Below are 16881 nucleotides of genomic sequence, written 5' to 3'. Positions count from 1 at the left end.
GCCGGTCTTGACGGACCGCGCACCCCTGCGTACGGCGGCGGCCAGCATCACGATCGCGATCCTCGCGGTCCTGGTGCTGGCCGCCGACCAGTTCGCCAAGCATCTCGCCCTGACGTCGCTCGAGTGGCAGACGCCCGTGCCCGTCCTGGGCGAGGTGCTCCAGTGGTACCTCGTGCTCAACCCGGGCGCCGCCTTCTCGATCGGCGAGGGCGTCACCTGGATCTTCACGATCGCGCTCGCGGTCGTCGCGTGCGGCATCGTGTGGCTCGCGTTCACGCGCGTGCACTCGCGCGTCTGGGCCGTCGTCCTGGGCCTGCTGCTCGGCGGCGTGCTCGGCAACCTCACCGATCGCCTGTTCCGCGACCCCGGGTTCGCCGTGGGGCACGTGGTCGACTTCATCTCGACGCCGTGGATGATGCCCGCCATCTACAACGTGGCCGACGTGTTCATCGTGGGCAGCATGATCGCGGTGGCGGCGCTCACCCTGTTCGGCGTCGGGCTCGACGGTCGCCGCGCGCCCAAGGCCGACGCCGCGACCGCCGATCCGTCGCCCGGCGCCCCGGCCGCCGACGCGCCGCGGGAGGACTGATGGAGTCGCGTCGCCTTCCCGTCCCCGACGGGCTCGACGGCTCGCGCGTCGACGCGGCCCTGGCCAAGATGCTCGGCTTCTCGCGCACGTTCGCGGCCGAGGTGGCCGAGGCCGGCGGCGTGCAGCTCGACGGCGTCGCGGTCGGCAAGTCCGACCGCGTGCACGGCGGGGCCTGGCTCGACGTCGAGTGGCGCCCCAAGGAGGAGCCCCGCGTCGTGCCCGTGGCGGTGCCGGACCTCGGCATCGCGTACCAGGACGACCACATGGTCGTGGTCGACAAGCCGGCCGGCGTCGCCGCCCACCCCTCGATCGGGTGGGAGGGGCCGACCGTGCTCGGGGCCCTCGCTGCCGCAGGCGTGCGCGTCGCGACGAGCGGCGCGTCCGAGCGGCAGGGCGTGGTGCACCGCCTCGACGTCGGCACGAGCGGCCTCATGGTCGTGGCCAAGACCGAGCACGCCTACACCGTGCTGAAGCGCGCGTTCAAGGAGCGCACGGTCGACAAGATCTACCACGCGGTGGTGCAGGGGCATCCGGATCCGCTGGTCGGCACGATCGACGCGCCCATCGGGAGGCACCCCAGCCACTCGTGGAAGTTCGCCGTCACGCCCGACGGCAAGGACTCGATCACGCACTACGAGACGATCGAGGCGTTCCCCGGCGCGTCGCTGCTCGAGATCCACCTCGAGACCGGGCGCACGCACCAGATCCGCGTGCACATGGCCGCCCACCGCCACCCGTGCGTCGGCGATCCGCTCTACGGCGCCGACCCGACGCTGTCGGCGCGCCTCGGCCTGACGCGCCAGTGGCTGCACGCGCACGAGCTGTCGTTCGCGCATCCCGCCACGGGCGACTGGGTGACGTTCACGTCGGACTATCCCGCCGACCTGGCGCACGCGCTGGCGGTGCTTCGCGGGGAGTAGGTCTCGCGGATGTCGGAGGCCGGTGCCACGCTGGCCGCATGGCGATCGAGGTGCGTCCGGCGACCGCTTCGAGGGCGTGCGCGCGCTCGTGGGGCCCAAGAACCCCGATGCGAACGTGTGCTGGTGCCTGAGCCATCGGATCCCGTCGAAGCTCAACTCGTCGCTGCGCGGGCCCGAGCGGGCCGAGTACGTGCGCCGGATGTGCGAGTCCGACCTGCCGCCGGGCGTGCTCGCGTACGACGACGGCGAACCGGTCGGATGGGCGGGCGTCGCGCCGCGCTCGGAGACCCAGTTCGCGCGCAGCACCAAGATCCCGCACGTCGACGACCTGCCGGTGTGGAGCGTGTGGTGCCTGCGGGTGCGGCCCGGGCACAGGGGCAGGGGCGTCCTGCCGCGGCTGCTCCACGGCGCGGTCGAGTTCGCGCGAGAGCGCGGCGCGCCCGCCGTCGAGGGATATCCGGTGGACAACCGGGGCGAGAAGGTCGACCAGACGATGGCGTTCGTCGGCTTCCGCTCACTGTTCGAGCGCGAGGGGTTCACGAAGGTCGCGGACACCGACTCGGTCTCGGGCGGCTTTCCGCGGGTGCTGATGCGCCTCGACCTCCGGGGCTGAGGCCCGAGGATCCGTGCTCCTTAGCGGCCTCAGCATCGTTCGGCAAGCCCGTGGCGAGGATCCGGCCGGGCGAGGACGATGGCGTGATGACGATGGATCTCCGTGCGAAGCTCGGCACCGCGACGGATCGGACGGACGCCCCGAGCGGCCGGCGTCCGGCGCGCGAGACCACGATCGGCGAGTGGATCGACCGGCTGTCGCAGCGCGGCGGGGACCCCGGGGAGGCGCCGCCGCGGGCGTGATGCTGGCGTCGGCCGCCGCGCTCGTCGCGATGGTGGCCTCGTACGCGGAGGAGTCCGGCGTGGAGCGGCGGGCCCGCGCGCTCGCGCAGGCCGCGCTGGACCGCGCGGACGCCGACGCGGCGGCCTCGGCGGCGTTCGGAACGGCGCTCCGGGCGGGCGACGACCGGGCACGGGACGAGGCGGCGCTGGCCGCCGCGCGCTCGTCCGCGGCCCTGGCCGCGCTCGCGCGCGACGCGATCGGCGACCTGGAGCGCATCGCCCGCCGCGTCGAGCCGACCCTGCTCGCCGACGTCGTGTCGGCCGCCGCGGCCCTGCGCGCGGCACTGTCCTGCGCGCGGGCGAACCTCCGCAGCGACCTCGGCGCGCTGTCGCGCCACGGCGGGTCCGGCGCGCTGCGGCGGACGCACCCGGATCTCTGGACGGCCGCGAGCGCGTGCGACGACGTGATCGCCCGCCTCGACGACCTCACCCGCCGCATCGACACGCGCGCCGCCGGCGCGGACTGAGCGGCCGTCGGCCGGGTCCGCCCCGCCCGGCGTCCCGACACCCGGTGCGGCCGGGCGGACGTGTCGGGGGCCCGACCTAGACTCGATCCATGGCCTCCGACTCCTTCGTCCACCTGCATGTGCACAGCGAGTACTCGATGCTGGACGGGGCGGCCAAGATCGGGGCGATGACCCAGGCCGCGGCCGAGTACGGCATGCCGGCGATCGCGGTCACGGACCACGGCAACACGTTCGCGGCGTTCGAGTTCTACAAGGCCGCGCAGGCCTCCGGCGTCAAGCCGATCATCGGTCTCGAGGCCTATGTCACGCCCGGCACGCATCGCAGCGACAAGTCGCGCGTCGCGTGGGGGTCGCCGGACCAGAAGAGCGACGACGTGTCCGGTGGCGGCGCGTACACCCACATGACGATGTGGAGCCAGACCACGGAGGGCATGCACAACCTCTTCCGGCTGAGCTCCCTGTCGAGCATGGAGGGGTATTACTTCAAACCGCGCATGGACCGCGAGCTGCTGCAGACCTACAGCAAGGGCCTCATCGCCACGACGGGATGCCCGTCGGGCGAGATCCAGACCAGGCTGCGCCTCGGGCAGTACGAGGCCGCGCGCGCGGCAGCCGCGGAGTTCCAGGACATCTTCGGCAAGGAGAACTACTTCGCCGAGATCATGGACCACGGCCTCTCGATCGAGCGCCGCGTCATGACCGACCTGCTCCGGATCTCGAAGGACCTCGGGATCCCGCTGGTCGCCACCAACGACTCGCACTACACGCACCAGCACGAGGCCGATGCGCACGCGGCCCTCCTGTGCGTGCAGTCCGGATCGACGCTGGACGACCCGAACCGCTTCAAGTTCGACGGCGACGGGTACTACGTCAAGACCGCGCAGGAGATGCGCCACCTGTTCCGCGACCACCCGGAGGCGTGCGACAACACGCTGCTGATCGCCGAGCGCTGCGAGGTCGAGTTCAACACCTCGGCCAACTACATGCCCCGCTTCCCGGTGCCGGACGGCGAGACCGAGGACAGCTGGCTCATCAAGGAGGTCGAGAAGGGCCTCCATTACCGGTACCCCGAGGGCATCCCCGACAAGGTCCGCAAGCAGGCCGAGTACGAGACCGGGATCATCCTGCAGATGGGCTTCCCGGGCTACTTCCTGGTCGTCGCCGACTTCATCAACTGGGCCAAGGACAACGGGATCCGCGTGGGCCCCGGCCGCGGCTCGGGAGCAGGCTCCATGGTCGCGTACGCCATGCGCATCACCGACCTCGACCCGCTCGAGCACGGCCTCATCTTCGAGCGCTTCCTGAACCCCGACCGCGTCTCGATGCCCGACTTCGACGTCGACTTCGACGACCGTCGCCGTGGCGAGGTCATCGAGTACGTCACGCAGAAGTACGGCTCGGAGCGCGTCGCGCAGATCGTCACGTACGGCACCATCAAGTCGAAGCAGGCGCTCAAGGACGCGGGCCGCGTGCTGGGCTTCCCGTTCAGCATGGGCGAGAAGCTCACGAAGGCCATGCCGCCCGCGGTCATGGGCAAGGACATGCCGCTCGACGGCATGTTCGACCCCGAGCACCCGCGGTACAAGGAGGCCGGCGAGTTCCGCTCGCTGATCGACACCGACCCCGAGGCCAAGACCGTCTACGACCGCGCGGTGGGCCTCGAGGGCCTGAAGCGCCAGTGGGGCGTGCACGCGGCCGGCGTCATCATGTCGAGCGAGCCGCTGCTCGACATCATCCCGATCATGCGCCGCGAGCAGGACGGCCAGATCGTCACGCAGTTCGACTATCCGGCGTGCGAGTCCCTGGGCCTCATCAAGATGGACTTCCTGGGCCTGCGCAACCTCACGATCATCTCGGACGCGCTGGACAACATCCGGATGAACCGGGGCGAGGAGCTCGACCTCGAGCACCTCCAGCTCGACGACCGCGCGGCGTACGACCTGCTGTCCCGCGGCGACACGCTGGGCGTGTTCCAGCTCGACGGCGGGCCCATGCGGTCGCTGCTGCGACTGATGAAGCCCGACAACTTCGAGGACATCTCGGCCGTCATCGCGCTGTACCGCCCGGGTCCCATGGGCGCGAACTCGCACACCAACTACGCGCTGCGCAAGAACGGGCTGCAGCCCATCACCCCGATCCATCCGGAGCTCGAGGAGCCGCTGCGCGACATCCTCGACACGACCTACGGCCTGATCATCTATCAGGAGCAGGTCATGGCGATCGCGCAGAAGGTGGCCGGCTTCAGTCTCGGCCAGGCCGACATCCTGCGCCGCGCGATGGGCAAGAAGAAGAAGTCCGAGCTCGACAAGCAGTACGAGGGCTTCGAGGCCGGCATGAAGGAGCGCGGCTTCGGCGACGGCGCCATCAAGGCGCTGTGGGACATCCTGCTGCCGTTCTCGGACTACGCGTTCAACAAGGCGCACTCGGCCGCGTACGGGCTCGTGTCGTACTGGACCGCGTACCTGAAGGCGCACTATCCGGCCGAGTACATGGCCGCGCTGCTGACCAGCGTCGGCGACGCGAAGGACAAGCTGGCGCTGTACCTCAACGAGTGCCGCCGGATGGGCATCCGGGTGCTCCCGCCGGACGTCTCGGAGTCGATCGGCTTCTTCGCTGCCGTCGGCGAGGACATCCGCTTCGGCCTCGGCGCGATCCGCAACGTCGGCTCGAACGTCGTCGACGGCATCATCGCCGCGCGCGAGGGCGGGCCGTACACGTCGTTCCACGACTTCCTCGCCCGTGTGCCGCTCCACGTGGCCAACAAGCGCACGGTCGAGTCGCTGATCAAGGCCGGCGCGTTCGATTCCATGGGGGCGACGCGACGCGCTCTCGTGGAGATCCACGAGAGCGCGGTCGAGGTCGCCGTGACCGACAAGCGCAACGCCGCGGGCGGCGCGATCGGCTTCGACTTCGACAGCCTGTGGGACGAGCCCCAGTCGGTGCAGAAGGTGCCGGACCGCCCCGAGTGGACCAAGAAGGACAAGCTCGGCTTCGAGCGCGAGATGCTCGGGCTGTACGTGTCGGATCATCCGCTGGCGGGCCTGGAGGTGCCGCTCGCGAAGCACCGCACGATCACGATCAGCGCGCTGCTGGCGTCGGAGGATCTGCAGGACGGCGACCAGGTCACGGTGGCGGGGCTGGTGACGAGCGCCCAGCACCGCGTGGCCAAGTCGAGCGGAAACCCCTACGGCATGATCACGGTCGAGGACTTCGAGGGCGAGGTCACGGTCATGTTCATGGGCAAGACCTACACCGAGTTCCAGCCGATCCTGCAGCAGGACGCCATCCTGGTCGTGCGCGGCCGCGTCTCGCGCCGCGACGACGGGATGAACCTCCACGCCCAGTCGGCGTTCACCCCGGATGTCGGCTCGTTCGACGAGGCGGGCCCGCTCACCCTGGTGCTGCCGGAGCAGCGCGCCACCGAGCAGGTGGTGCAGGAGCTCGCTGACGTGCTGCGACGCCACGCGGGCGACACCGAGGTGCGCCTCCGGATGCACCGCGGCCGCACCGCGAAGGTGTTCGAGGTGCCGATGCCGGTCCGGATCACCGCCGACCTGTTCGGCGACCTCAAGTCGCTGCTCGGGCCCCAGTGCCTGGGGTGACCGGCCGGCGATGACGCGCCCGGCGTGACGGCCGCGGGGGGAGAGGTGCCCCGCGAGACGCCACAGGTCCCGCCGGTAGGATCGACCGCAACCGCGCCCGGGTGACCGGGTGGATCGAGGGCCGTGACGACGACGGCACCGGAGAGGATCAGCGTGACCGACCAGAACCCCGGTTCTCCCGCCCCCGAGCAGCCCGACGGCCAGGCCGCCGCGGCACCGCAGGCGGCGCAGCCGCCGTCCGGAGCCCCGGAGCCGGCCGCGCCGCAGCCGGAGCCGGCGGCGTCCGAGCCGGCCGCGCCGCAGGACCCCGACGCGCTGCCGGGCGTCGGTCCGTTCACGCGCCGTGAGGCGATCCTGGTCGGCCTGTCGGGCCTCATCCTGCTGCTCTCCTTCTTCTCGATCTACGACTTCGGCTACATGCCCATCTGGGGCGCCTCACTCGACTGGGTGCTCGCCGTGGGCCTCCCGGTGGCCGCGGGCGTGCTCCTGGTGCTGCGTCGCACCCAGCCCGGCCGGATCGCGCGCGTCGGCTCCCTGTCCGTGGACCAGTTCGCGTCGGTGTCCTTCTCCGTCGCCGCCGTGATGTGGCTCAGCACCCTCGGGTACGGCCTCGCGGTGGACGGCCCCGGAGTGATCACCACGTGGGTCGTGTGGCTGCAGCTGCTAGCGACGCTCGGCGGCGTGTTCCTCACGGTCGTCGCGCCGCACGTCGCGCCGTTCAAGGAGGACTTCGAGCGCCGTGCCGAGACGCCGGCGCATCCGACCGCCCGCGACCCCCGCGGCGTGATCGTGCGACCCAAGCCCCAGCCGGTCGCCCCGCAGCAGTGGGCGCAGCCCGCGCCGCCGTACGGCGCGCCCCAGCAGGGCCAGCCGTACGGTGCGCCCGGCTACGGACAGCCGGCCTACGGTGCGCCGCAGCCCGGTCAGCCCCCGTATGCCCCGCAGCCGTACGGCCAGGCTCCGTACGGTCAGCCCTACGGCCAGCAGCCCTACGGTCAGCCCAGCCAGCCGTACGGGCAGCCGGCCTACGCTCCGTCGGCGGGCCGGTTCCCGGTCGGCGCGCCCGCGTACGGCCAGCAGTATCCGCTGCAGGCGCCCGCCCCGGCCGCCGCGGCAGACGCCGACGCGACGCACCAGCGTCCCGCCTCGCCGGAGCCCGCCGAGGCGCCTCAGGCTCAGCCGGAGCCGGTGGGCGCGCCCGCGACGGATGACGACGCGACGTCGGTGCTTCCTGCCCAGGACGAGCCCACCGGCCCGACCGAGGCCTACCCGGCCGCCGAGCCCGCCCCCGAGCCGGAGTCCGCGCCTGAGCCGGCGCCCGCCCCCGAGCCGGAGCCCGCGCCCGAGCCGGAGCCCGAGCCCGCGGCGGCGCAGCAGGCGCCCGTGCAGCAGGCGTTCTGGGCGCTCGTGCCGGAGGAGCGCGACGTCGTGGACGCCTACGGTGCTCCGCTGTTCCGCATCGGGCCCACCGCATGGGCGCTCGTGGTCGAGGACCGCGGCGACACGTACGTCGTGCGCCACGACGACGGCCGGATCGGCTACCTGCACGACACCTCGGGCATCACGCGCGGCTGACGACGGCGGATCCCCCCCTCTCGGCGGCTGACAGAATAGGGGGATGCGCACCATCGATCTCCGCGGCCGCACGCTGACCACCGCGGAACTGCTCGCGATCGTCCCTCGGGCCGCAGAGGCCAGGGCGACCGCGCTGCATGTCGCGGCCGAGATCGTCGAGGACGTCCGCGTGCGCGGCGAGGTCGCGCTGCGCGAGCAGGCCGAGCGGTTCGACGGCGTGACCGGGCACTCGGTGCGCGTTCCCGCACAGCACATCGCGGAGGCCGTCGACGCCCTCGACCCGCAGGTGCGCGCCGCGCTCGAGGAGGCCATCCGGCGTGTCCGCGAGGCGTCGGCCGCTCAGGTCCCCGCACCGCGCACGACCGATCTCGGCGCCGGCGCGCGCGTCACGCAGCGCTGGCAGCCGGTCGCGCGCGTCGGCGTCTACGTGCCGGGCGGCAAGGCCGTGTACCCGTCGAGCGTCGTCATGAACGTCGTGCCCGCGCAGGTCGCCGGCGTGCAGAGCGTCGCGCTCGCCTCGCCCGCGCAGCGCGACCAGGACGGCCGCGTGCACCCCACGATCCTCGCCGCCGCCGGCCTGCTCGGCGTCGACGAGGTCTACGCGATGGGCGGCGCGGGCGCGATCGGAGCGCTCGCCCACGGCGTGGACGCCATCGGGCTGGAGCCCGTCGACGTCGTCACCGGCCCCGGCAACAACTTCGTCGCGGCCGCGAAGCGCGCGGTCGCCGGCGTGGTGGGGACGGACTCGGAGGCGGGCGCCACGGAGATCCTGATCGTCGCGGACGACACGGCCGACGCGCGCCTGATCGCCTACGACCTCGTGAGCCAGGCCGAGCACGACGAGCAGGCGTCGGCCGTGCTCGTCACGCCGTCCGCCGCGCTGGCGGAGGCCGTCGCCGCCGAGGTCGAGAGCGTCGCGGCCGCCACGCGCCACAGCAAGCGCGTGGCGACGGCACTGGCGGGGGAGCAGTCCGCCATCGTGCTCGTCGACGACGCCGCCGCGGCCGAGGCGTTCAGCAACGCCTACGCGCCCGAGCACCTCGAGCTGCACATCGCGGATGCGGCGGGCGCCGCGCCGCGCTATACCAGCGCGGGGGCCGTGTTCGTCGGGTCGTACACGCCCGTGAGCCTCGGGGACTACCTCGCCGGATCGAACCACGTGCTGCCCACGGGCGGCCAGGCGCGCTACGCGGCGGGTCTGGGATCGCACACGTTCCTGCGTCCGCAGCAGGTGATCGAGTACGACCGCGACGCGCTGGCCGACGTCCGCGACGCGATCCTGGCGCTCGCCGAGGCCGAGGCGCTGCCCGCGCACGGCGAGGCGGTCGCGGCGCGCTTCGGCGACGTGCGCGGCTGAGCCGGGCTCCGGAACTCCCAGGCGTCACGGCGTAGGCTTTCGGGTCATGCACTGCCCCTTCTGCCGTCACGGCGACTCCCGAGTGATCGACTCCCGCACGAGCGACGACGGGCTGTCCATCCGGCGGCGCCGGCAGTGCCCCAAGTGCGGCGGCCGCTTCTCGACGATCGAGACCGCGAGCCTCAACGTCATCAAGCGCTCCGGCGCGGTCGAGCCGTTCAGCCGCGACAAGGTGATCTCGGGCGTGCGCAAGGCGTGCCAGGGGCGTCCGGTGACGGACGCGGACCTCGCGATCCTCGCCCAGCGGGTCGAGGAGGCCGTGCGCCAGACCGGCCTCAGCCAGATCGACGCGAACGAGATCGGGCTGGCCATCCTGGGTCCGCTGCGCGAGCTCGACGAGGTCGCGTACCTGCGCTTCGCGAGCGTCTACCAGGCGTTCGAGTCGCTCGAGGACTTCGAGGCGTCGATCGCGGAGCTCCGCGCCGACCACGCGCGCGCCTCCCGCGCCGACGCCCCGGCGGACGTCGACGACGAGTCCGAGTGAGGCACCGGCTCGCGATAGCCTGACAGGGATGTATCCCCTCGTCTTCCGCCATGTCCTCGCGCGCCTCGACCCCGAGTTCGCGCACCACCTCGGCATGGCCGTGATCCGCGTGGCGGGCACCTGGCCGGTCCGGCCGCTGGTCCACCGCTTCACGCGTCCGGCGCCCGAGCTCGCCGTCGAGGCGCTCGGCCAGGTCTTCCCGTCGCCGTTCGGCGTCGCGGCCGGCTTCGACAAGAACGCGGTCGGCGTCCGCGGGCTCGAGGCGCTCGGCTTCGGGCACGTCGAGATCGGCACGGTCACGGCCGTCCCGCAGGACGGCAACCCCAAGCCGCGCCTGTTCCGCCTGATCCAGGACCGCGCGGTCGTCAACCGCATGGGGTTCAACAACCGCGGCGCCGAGGCCGCCGCCCGGCGGCTCGCGCGGCTGCGCCGCACCGGTGCGGTCGTGGGGGCGAACATCGGCAAGAGCCGCGTGGTCGACGTCGCCGACGCGACGGCCGACTACGTCAAGAGCGCCCGGATGCTCGCCCCGCTCGCCGACTACCTCGCGGTCAACGTGTCGTCGCCGAACACCCCGGGACTGCGCGGCCTGCAGGCGGTCGAGACCCTCGCCCCGCTGCTGCGCGCGGTGCGCGAGGCGGCGGGCGCCACGCCGCTGCTGGTGAAGATCGCGCCGGATCTGCCGGACGACGAGATCCAGGCGATCGCGCGCCTCGCCGTCGACGAGGGCCTCGCCGGCATCATCGCCACCAACACCACGATCTCCCGCGAGGGCCTCGCCACCGACGCCGCGACGGTCGAGGCGGCCGGAGCGGGCGGCCTGTCGGGCGCGCCCCTCAAGGCCCGTTCGCTCGAGGTTCTGCGCACGGTGCGTGCCGCCGTGCCCGACGACTTCTGCGTCGTCTCCGTGGGCGGGGTCGAGACCGCCGAGGAGGTCCAGGAGCGCCTGGACGCCGGCGCGACCCTCGTGCAGGGCTACACGGCGTTCCTCTACCGCGGCCCGCTGTGGGCCTGCGAGATCAACGCGGGCCTGTCCGCGATCCGCGCGGCACGCTGACCGACCGAGAACGACGCCCCCGGCCGTGAAGGCCGGGGGCGTCGTCGTGTCGCGTGGGGATCAGACGGGGAACTCGCCGCGCTTGACCTGCGGCTTCGGCAGACGCATGAAGCGCATCTGGACCGAGCGCATGGCCGAGTACCAGCCGAGGCCCTTCTCGAGCTTCTCCTTGCCGAACTTCGCGGCCGCCTTCTTCTTGACCGTGGCGGACAGGATGATCATGTCGCCGATCACGAAGAAGATGAAGATCCACAGCGCCACGAACGACCAGTACTGGAAGAAGTCGAGCGGGATGAACGTCGCGATGATCACGACGATCATGGCGGGCATCAGCAGCTCACCCAGGTGCCAGCCGGCGTCGGTGTAGTCGCGGGCGAAGCGCTTCTGCGGGCCCTTGTCGCGCAGCGGGAGGTAGCGCTCATCGCCGTTCGCCATGCCGATCCGCGCCCGGTCCTGGCGCTCGCGCAGCTCGGCGCGGGCGCGGGCCTTGGCCTCCTTGGTGTTCGCGACGAGCGGGCGCTTGCGGGCGGCCTCGCGCTCGGCGCGCGTGGGGGTGGGGCGGCCCTTGCCGGCCGCGGCGTCGTCGCCGACCGGCTGGCCGTTCAGGGTCGTGCCGTTCGAAGCGCCGTCGTTCACGGCGGGGGTCTTGCTCACGGGTGTGCACCTCGGATCGGTGGAGAGGGGATCGACCTAAGATTACCCGCATGACTTCGGAGCCTTCTGTGGAAGCTGGAACGATCGACGCAGCGCTGCTCGAGACCGCAGAGGGAGGGATCTCCGCCGCTCTGGGCGACCTGGGCCGGCTGGTGCGCATCCCGGGCATCGCGTGGCCTGCGTTCGATCAGGAGCAGCTGCAGCGCAGCGCCGCGACGATCGCCGAGCTCGCGCGCGACACCGGGGTCTTCGACGAGGTGCGCGTGCTCACCGCCGAGATCCCCGGCATGTCCGAGCACGGTCAGCCCGCGGTGCTCGCCACCCGGGCCGCGCGGAACGGCCGCCCCACGGTCATGCTCTACGCGCACCACGACGTGCAGCCGCCGGGCGACGAGGCCCTGTGGGAGACGCCGCCGTTCGAGCCGACGGTCCGCGACGGCCGCCTGTACGGCCGCGGAGCCGCCGACGACAAGGCCGGCGTGATGGCGCACATCGCCTCGCTGCGCGCGCTGCGCGAGGTGGTGGGCGACGACCTCGATCTCGGCATCGTGCTGTTCATCGAGGGCGAGGAGGAGTACGGCTCCCGCTCGTTCGCGCGGTTCCTGTCGGACAACGCCGACGCGATGCGCAGCGATGTGATCGTGGTCGCGGACTCGGGTAACTGGGATTCCGAGACGCCCGCCGTCACGGTCTCCCTGCGCGGCAACGCGAAGTTCCACCTCACCGTGCGCACGCTCGAGCACGCCTCGCACTCCGGCATGTTCGGGGGAGCGGTGCCCGACGCGATGCTCGCGACCATCAAGCTGCTGTCGACCCTGTGGGACGACCGCGGGTCGGTCGCGGTCGAGGGGCTCCGCGCGCGGGACGCCGAGACGCCCGACTACAGCGAGGAGACGCTGCGCGACGAGGCCGGACTGCCCGACGGCGTGCAGCCGATCGGCGACGGCACCATCCTGTCGCGCATCTGGAACAAGCCGTCGATCACCGTCACGGGCATCGACTTCACGAGCGTCGCCGCCGCGTCGAACACGCTCTCGCCCGAGGTCACCGTCGTGGTCAGCGCCCGCGTGGCGCCGGGCCAGGACGCCCGCGAGGCCTACGCGGCGATCGAGGCGCACCTGCGCGCGCACGCGCCGTTCGGCGCGGAGCTGACGTTCAGCGACGTCGACCTCGGCGACGGGTTCCTCGTCGACACGACCGGATGGGCGGTGGCCGAGGCGCGCGACGCGATGCGCGACGGCTACGGCAAGGACCCCGTCGACCTCGGCGTCGGCGGCTCGATCCCGTTCATCGCCGACCTGGTGCGCGAGTTCCCGGGCGCGCAGATCCTCGTCACCGGCGTGGAGGACCCGCACTCGCGCGCGCACAGCCCCAACGAGTCGCTGCACCTGCAGACGTTCCGCAACGCCGTGCGGGCCGAGACGCTGCTCCTGGGGCGGATGAACTCCCGCTCCCTGTGAGCCCCGGATCCGCACGCCGCGCGCGGCGGTAGAATCGAACGAGTCGCCGCGCATGCGGCCCACCCCGTAAGGAGCGTCATGACCGACACGACCCTCGCCGGCACCCCCGCCGACACGCGCGCGCACGGCGTGAGCCTCACGGACGCCGCCGCCGCCAAGGTGAAGAGCCTCCTCGAGCAGGAGGGCCGCGACGACCTGCGTCTGCGCGTGGCCGTCCAGCCCGGCGGCTGCTCGGGCCTGATCTACCAGCTCTACTTCGACGAGCGCTACCTCGAGGGCGACGAGACCGTCGACTTCGACGGCGTCGAGGTCATCGTCGACAACATGTCCGTCCCGTACCTGGACGGCGCGACGATCGACTTCAAGGACACCATCTCGGAGCAGGGGTTCACGATCGACAACCCCAACGCCTCGGGCAGCTGCGCCTGCGGCGACAGCTTCCACTGATCCGCCTCGTCCGAAGAGCCTCGCACCCCGTCGGTGCGGGGCTCTTCGGCGTGTCCGGACGGGCCCGGATGGACACGCCCCAGGCTGGGCGGTTGTCCTGAACCGGGTGAGAGGTTGCCCTAGACTGACAGGAGCCCCATCCACGTTCGAAAGGTGAATTCGTGCCGTCGAAACGCCGTCTCCGCTGGGCCGCGATTCCCGTCGCAGCTGCCGCAGCCGTGGCCCTTGCCGGATGCACTCCCACGGAGCTGCACGGATACCTCCCCGGTTTCCAGGAGGACGGCACGGCGACGACCAACCAGGCCGAGCGCGTCGCCACGCTGTGGACCAGCTCGTGGATCGTGCTGCTGGCCGTCGGCGTGATCACGTGGGGCCTCATGCTCTGGGCGATGGTCGTGTACCGCCGCCGCAAGGGCCAGACCGGCCTTCCGGTCCAGCTGCGCTACAACATGCCGATCGAGATCTTCTTCACGACGGTGCCGCTCATCCTGGTGCTGGGCCTGTTCGCCTTCACGGCGCGCGACCAGTCGGCGATCGAGACGCAGTGGACCGAGGACGAGGTCGACGTCGAGATCACCGCGATCGCCAAGCAGTGGGCGTGGGACTTCCAGTACGACGGCGAGGCCGAGGACAACTCGGACGCCGTGTGGACCATGGGCATCCAGGCGCAGCCGGACGCCGAGGGGAACATCGACCAGTCGCAGCTGCCGACGCTGGTGCTGCCGGTCGACCAGAAGGTGACCATCCACCTTGAGTCGCGCGACGTGATCCACTCGTTCTGGATCATCGACTTCCTCTACAAGAAGGACATGTACATCGGCCGCGACAACTCGTGGTCGTTCATCCCGACGCGTGAGGGCACGTACGCCGGCAAGTGCGCCGAGCTGTGCGGCGAGTACCACTCGATGATGCTCTTCAACGTCGAGGTCGTGAGCCAGGCCGAGTACGAGGACTACCTCGCCGAGCTCGAGGCCCAGGGCAACACCGGCGACATCAACGACGCGTACGACCGTCTGGGGAACTTCCCCGGCACGACCGGCAACGCCGAAGCCACCGAGGAAGAGGGGCACTGATCATGGCGACGACCCTGCAGGAGCACCGCACTACGCTCCCGCCCCGCCAGGCAGCCCTGCTCAGCGCATCGCGCATGGAGCAGAAGGGCAACATCGTGGTCAAGTGGATGACCTCCACCGACCACAAGACCATCGGCTACATGTACCTGATCGCCTCGGTCATGTTCTTCGCGATCGGCGGCGTCATGGCGCTGATCATCCGCGCCGAGCTGTTCGCTCCCGGAATGCAGATCCTGCCCACCAAGGAGCAGTACAACCAGCTGTTCACGATGCACGGCACGATCATGCTGCTGATGTTCGCGACGCCGCTGTTCGCGGGCTTCGCGAACGCGATCCTGCCGCTGCAGCTGGGCGCGCCGGATGTGGCCTTCCCGCGTCTGAACGCATTCGCCTTCTGGCTGTTTTTGTTCGGCTCGACCATCGCGGTCGCCGGCTTCCTGACCCCGTCGGGTGCGGCGTCGTTCGGCTGGTTCGCGTATCAGCCGCTCGCCAACGCGACGTTCTCGCCGGGCGTCGGCGGAAACCTCTGGATGCTGGGCCTCGGCCTCTCGGGCTTCGGCACCATCCTCGGCGCGGTGAACTTCATCACCACGATCATCACGATGCGCGCCCCCGGCCTGACCATGTGGCGCATGCCGATCTTCACCTGGAACACGCTCATCACGAGCCTCCTCGTGCTGATCGCCTTCCCGGTGCTCGCCGCCGCGATCTTCGCCGCCGGTGCCGACCGCGTGCTCGGCGCGCACATCTACGACCCCGCCAACGGCGGCGTCCTGCTGTGGCAGCACCTGTTCTGGTTCTTCGGCCACCCCGAGGTGTACATCATCGCGCTGCCGTTCTTCGGCATCGTGTCGGAGATCTTCCCGGTCTTCAGCCGCAAGCCGATCTTCGGCTACAAGACGCTCGTGTACGCGACCATCGCGATCGCCGCCCTGTCGGTGGCCGTGTGGGCCCACCACATGTACGTCACGGGCGCCGTGCTGCTGCCGTTCTTCGCCCTGATGACGATGCTCATCGCGGTTCCCACCGGCGTGAAGATCTTCAACTGGATCGGCACCATGTGGCGCGGCTCGATCACGTACGAGACCCCGATGGTGTTCGCCCTCGGCTTCCTCGTGTCGTTCGTGTTCGGCGGTCTGACGGGCATCATCCTGTCGTCGCCCCCGCTCGACTTCCACCTGTCGGACTCGTACTTCGTCGTCGCGCACTTCCACTACGTGGTGTTCGGAACGGTCGTGTTCGCCATGTTCGCCGGCTTCTACTTCTGGTGGCCGAAGTGGACGGGCCGCATGCTCAACGAGCGCCTCGGCTACGTGCACTTCTGGATGCTGTTCATCGGCTTCCACATGACCTTCCTCATCCAGCACTGGCTGGGCGTGGACGGCATGGTGCGCCGCTACGCCGACTACTCGGCGGCGGACGGCTGGACGTGGGAGAACCAGCTCTCGACGGTGGGCGCCATCATCCTCGGCGCCTCGCTGCTGCCCTTCTTCCTGAACGTGTGGGTGACCGCGCGCACCGCGCCGAAGATCACGGTCAACGACCCGTGGGGCTACGGCGGCTCGCTCGAGTGGGCGACGTCGTGCCCGCCGCCGCGCCACAACTTCACGTCGATCCCGCGCATCCGCAGCGAGCGTCCGGCGTTCGACCTGAACCACCCCGAGGCCGGCATCCCCGTCGGCATCGGTCCGGCCAAGGACGCCCCTGACGCGCCGGTGATCGACGCGGCGGACGGAAAGGTCAAGTAATGCGGTCCAACATCGGCCTCTGGTGGCTGCTCGCCGGCTTCTTCGGCCTCATGGCGGTCGTGTACACCGCGTGGAGCATCATCGCCCAGCCCGACCTGCCCTGGTACCAGGCGGTCGAGTGGGCGGGCTCGACGGCCCTCGCGTTCGGCATCTTCATGTCGGCGATGGTGGCGTTCTACATCCAGCTGGTGCACAAGGGACAGCACGGCGTGGCGCTCCCCGAGGACCGTGACGACGCGGACATCGACGACGGCGACGCCGAGCTCGGCGAGTTCAGCCCGTGGTCCTGGTGGCCGCTCGTGCTCGCGGGCTCCGCGGCGATCGCGATCATCTCGCTCGCGGTGGCGCAGTTCCTGCTGCCGCTGGCCCTCGGCCTCTTCGCGGTCGCGATCGTCGGCTGGGTGTACGAGTACTACCGCGGCTACTTCGCCCGCTGATCCAGCTCTGAGGCGGCCCCGGCGGACTTCGGTCCGACCGGGGCCGTTTCGCGTTGG

15 protein-coding genes and 1 pseudogene are annotated in these 16881 nt (G+C 71.2%); 15 read left to right on the top strand and 1 reads right to left on the bottom strand.

Annotated features, from left to right (window positions below; all coding sequences use genetic code 11):
* Positions 1-7 precede the first annotated feature (7 nt).
* From ACYVGN_RS04710 to ACYVGN_RS04665, 10 genes and pseudogenes are all read left to right on the top strand, one after another.
* On the top strand, positions 8-589 hold the full coding sequence (locus ACYVGN_RS04710; protein ID WP_460789085.1) for a signal peptidase II: 582 nt from the start codon (positions 8-10) through the stop codon (positions 587-589).
* Positions 589-1509 (top strand): RluA family pseudouridine synthase, encoded by a 921-nt coding sequence (locus ACYVGN_RS04705; RefSeq protein WP_055991765.1) that lies wholly within the window; start codon positions 589-591, stop codon positions 1507-1509. The genes ACYVGN_RS04710 and ACYVGN_RS04705 overlap by 1 nt, the downstream gene beginning before the upstream one ends.
* Before the next feature lie 38 nt (positions 1510-1547).
* A pseudogene (locus ACYVGN_RS04700) lies at positions 1548-2122 on the top strand (GNAT family N-acetyltransferase).
* An 86-nt stretch (positions 2123-2208) separates the two neighbouring features.
* Entirely contained in the window at positions 2209-2364 is a 156-nt protein-coding gene (locus tag ACYVGN_RS04695) for a hypothetical protein (RefSeq protein WP_460789083.1), read from the top strand.
* Positions 2361-2870 carry a cyclodeaminase/cyclohydrolase family protein gene (locus tag ACYVGN_RS04690; protein ID WP_460789081.1) on the top strand — a complete coding sequence of 170 codons (510 nt, stop codon included), beginning with the start codon at positions 2361-2363 and terminating at the stop codon, positions 2868-2870. The genes ACYVGN_RS04695 and ACYVGN_RS04690 overlap by 4 nt, the downstream gene beginning before the upstream one ends.
* An 89-nt stretch (positions 2871-2959) precedes the next feature.
* The gene (dnaE, locus tag ACYVGN_RS04685; RefSeq protein WP_460789080.1) at positions 2960-6472 is read left to right on the top strand and encodes a DNA polymerase III subunit alpha; all 3513 of its coding nucleotides are present in this window, start codon (positions 2960-2962) and stop codon (positions 6470-6472) included.
* 153 nt (positions 6473-6625) lie between these two features.
* A complete protein-coding gene (locus tag ACYVGN_RS04680) occupies positions 6626-8047 on the top strand; it encodes a hypothetical protein (RefSeq protein ID WP_460789078.1) in 1422 nt (473 codons plus the stop codon).
* Positions 8048-8090: 43 nt separating this feature from the next.
* Positions 8091-9404, top strand: coding sequence for a histidinol dehydrogenase (gene hisD / locus ACYVGN_RS04675; protein ID WP_460789076.1), 1314 nt, complete (start codon positions 8091-8093; stop codon positions 9402-9404).
* A gap of 46 nt (positions 9405-9450) precedes the next feature.
* A complete protein-coding gene (gene nrdR / locus ACYVGN_RS04670) occupies positions 9451-9948 on the top strand; it encodes a transcriptional regulator NrdR (RefSeq protein ID WP_134746288.1) in 498 nt (165 codons plus the stop codon).
* 28 nt (positions 9949-9976) lie between these two features.
* Positions 9977-11005 (top strand): quinone-dependent dihydroorotate dehydrogenase, encoded by a 1029-nt coding sequence (locus tag ACYVGN_RS04665; protein ID WP_134746289.1) that lies wholly within the window; start codon positions 9977-9979, stop codon positions 11003-11005.
* A gap of 60 nt (positions 11006-11065) precedes the next feature.
* Here the strand turns inward: ACYVGN_RS04665 and ACYVGN_RS04660 are convergent, their stop codons facing one another.
* A complete protein-coding gene (locus ACYVGN_RS04660) occupies positions 11066-11659 on the bottom strand; it encodes a DUF3043 domain-containing protein (protein ID WP_460789073.1) in 594 nt (197 codons plus the stop codon).
* Positions 11660-11709: 50 nt separating this feature from the next.
* Here ACYVGN_RS04660 and ACYVGN_RS04655 point away from each other — a divergent pair, with 50 nt between their 5' ends.
* The 5 genes from ACYVGN_RS04655 (at position 11710) to ctaF (ending at position 16824) form a co-directional block, all read left to right on the top strand.
* Positions 11710-13119 carry a dipeptidase gene (locus tag ACYVGN_RS04655; protein WP_134746290.1) on the top strand — a complete coding sequence of 470 codons (1410 nt, stop codon included), beginning with the start codon at positions 11710-11712 and terminating at the stop codon, positions 13117-13119.
* 78 nt (positions 13120-13197) lie between these two features.
* Positions 13198-13566, top strand: coding sequence for an iron-sulfur cluster insertion protein ErpA (gene erpA, locus ACYVGN_RS04650; protein WP_055991789.1), 369 nt, complete (start codon positions 13198-13200; stop codon positions 13564-13566).
* Between the two features lie 161 nt (positions 13567-13727).
* On the top strand, positions 13728-14639 hold the full coding sequence (gene ctaC, locus ACYVGN_RS04645; protein WP_055991792.1) for an aa3-type cytochrome oxidase subunit II: 912 nt from the start codon (positions 13728-13730) through the stop codon (positions 14637-14639).
* A 2-nt stretch (positions 14640-14641) separates the two neighbouring features.
* Positions 14642-16387, top strand: a complete 1746-nt coding sequence (ctaD, locus tag ACYVGN_RS04640; protein ID WP_460789071.1) for an aa3-type cytochrome oxidase subunit I — start codon at positions 14642-14644, stop codon at positions 16385-16387.
* Positions 16387-16824 (top strand): aa3-type cytochrome oxidase subunit IV, encoded by a 438-nt coding sequence (gene ctaF / locus ACYVGN_RS04635; RefSeq protein ID WP_460789069.1) that lies wholly within the window; start codon positions 16387-16389, stop codon positions 16822-16824. The genes ctaD and ctaF overlap by 1 nt, the downstream gene beginning before the upstream one ends.
* Positions 16825-16881: the final 57 nt, after the last annotated feature.

The sequence above is a fragment of the Microbacterium lacusdiani genome, assembly GCF_054779895.1.
This window is presented reverse-complemented; position numbering and strand designations above follow the sequence as displayed.

Coding starts and splice junctions, on each gene's coding strand:
- ACYVGN_RS04705 (WP_055991765.1), top strand. CDS start 589: ATGGAGTCGCGTCGCCTTCCCGTCCCCGACGGGCTCGACGGCTCGCGC.
- ACYVGN_RS04695 (WP_460789083.1), top strand. CDS start 2,209: ATGACGATGGATCTCCGTGCGAAGCTCGGCACCGCGACGGATCGGACG.
- dnaE (WP_460789080.1), top strand. CDS start 2,960: ATGGCCTCCGACTCCTTCGTCCACCTGCATGTGCACAGCGAGTACTCG.
- hisD (WP_460789076.1), top strand. CDS start 8,091: ATGCGCACCATCGATCTCCGCGGCCGCACGCTGACCACCGCGGAACTG.
- nrdR (WP_134746288.1), top strand. CDS start 9,451: ATGCACTGCCCCTTCTGCCGTCACGGCGACTCCCGAGTGATCGACTCC.
- ACYVGN_RS04665 (WP_134746289.1), top strand. CDS start 9,977: ATGTATCCCCTCGTCTTCCGCCATGTCCTCGCGCGCCTCGACCCCGAG.
- ACYVGN_RS04655 (WP_134746290.1), top strand. CDS start 11,710: ATGACTTCGGAGCCTTCTGTGGAAGCTGGAACGATCGACGCAGCGCTG.
- erpA (WP_055991789.1), top strand. CDS start 13,198: ATGACCGACACGACCCTCGCCGGCACCCCCGCCGACACGCGCGCGCAC.
- ctaD (WP_460789071.1), top strand. CDS start 14,642: ATGGCGACGACCCTGCAGGAGCACCGCACTACGCTCCCGCCCCGCCAG.
- ctaF (WP_460789069.1), top strand. CDS start 16,387: ATGCGGTCCAACATCGGCCTCTGGTGGCTGCTCGCCGGCTTCTTCGGC.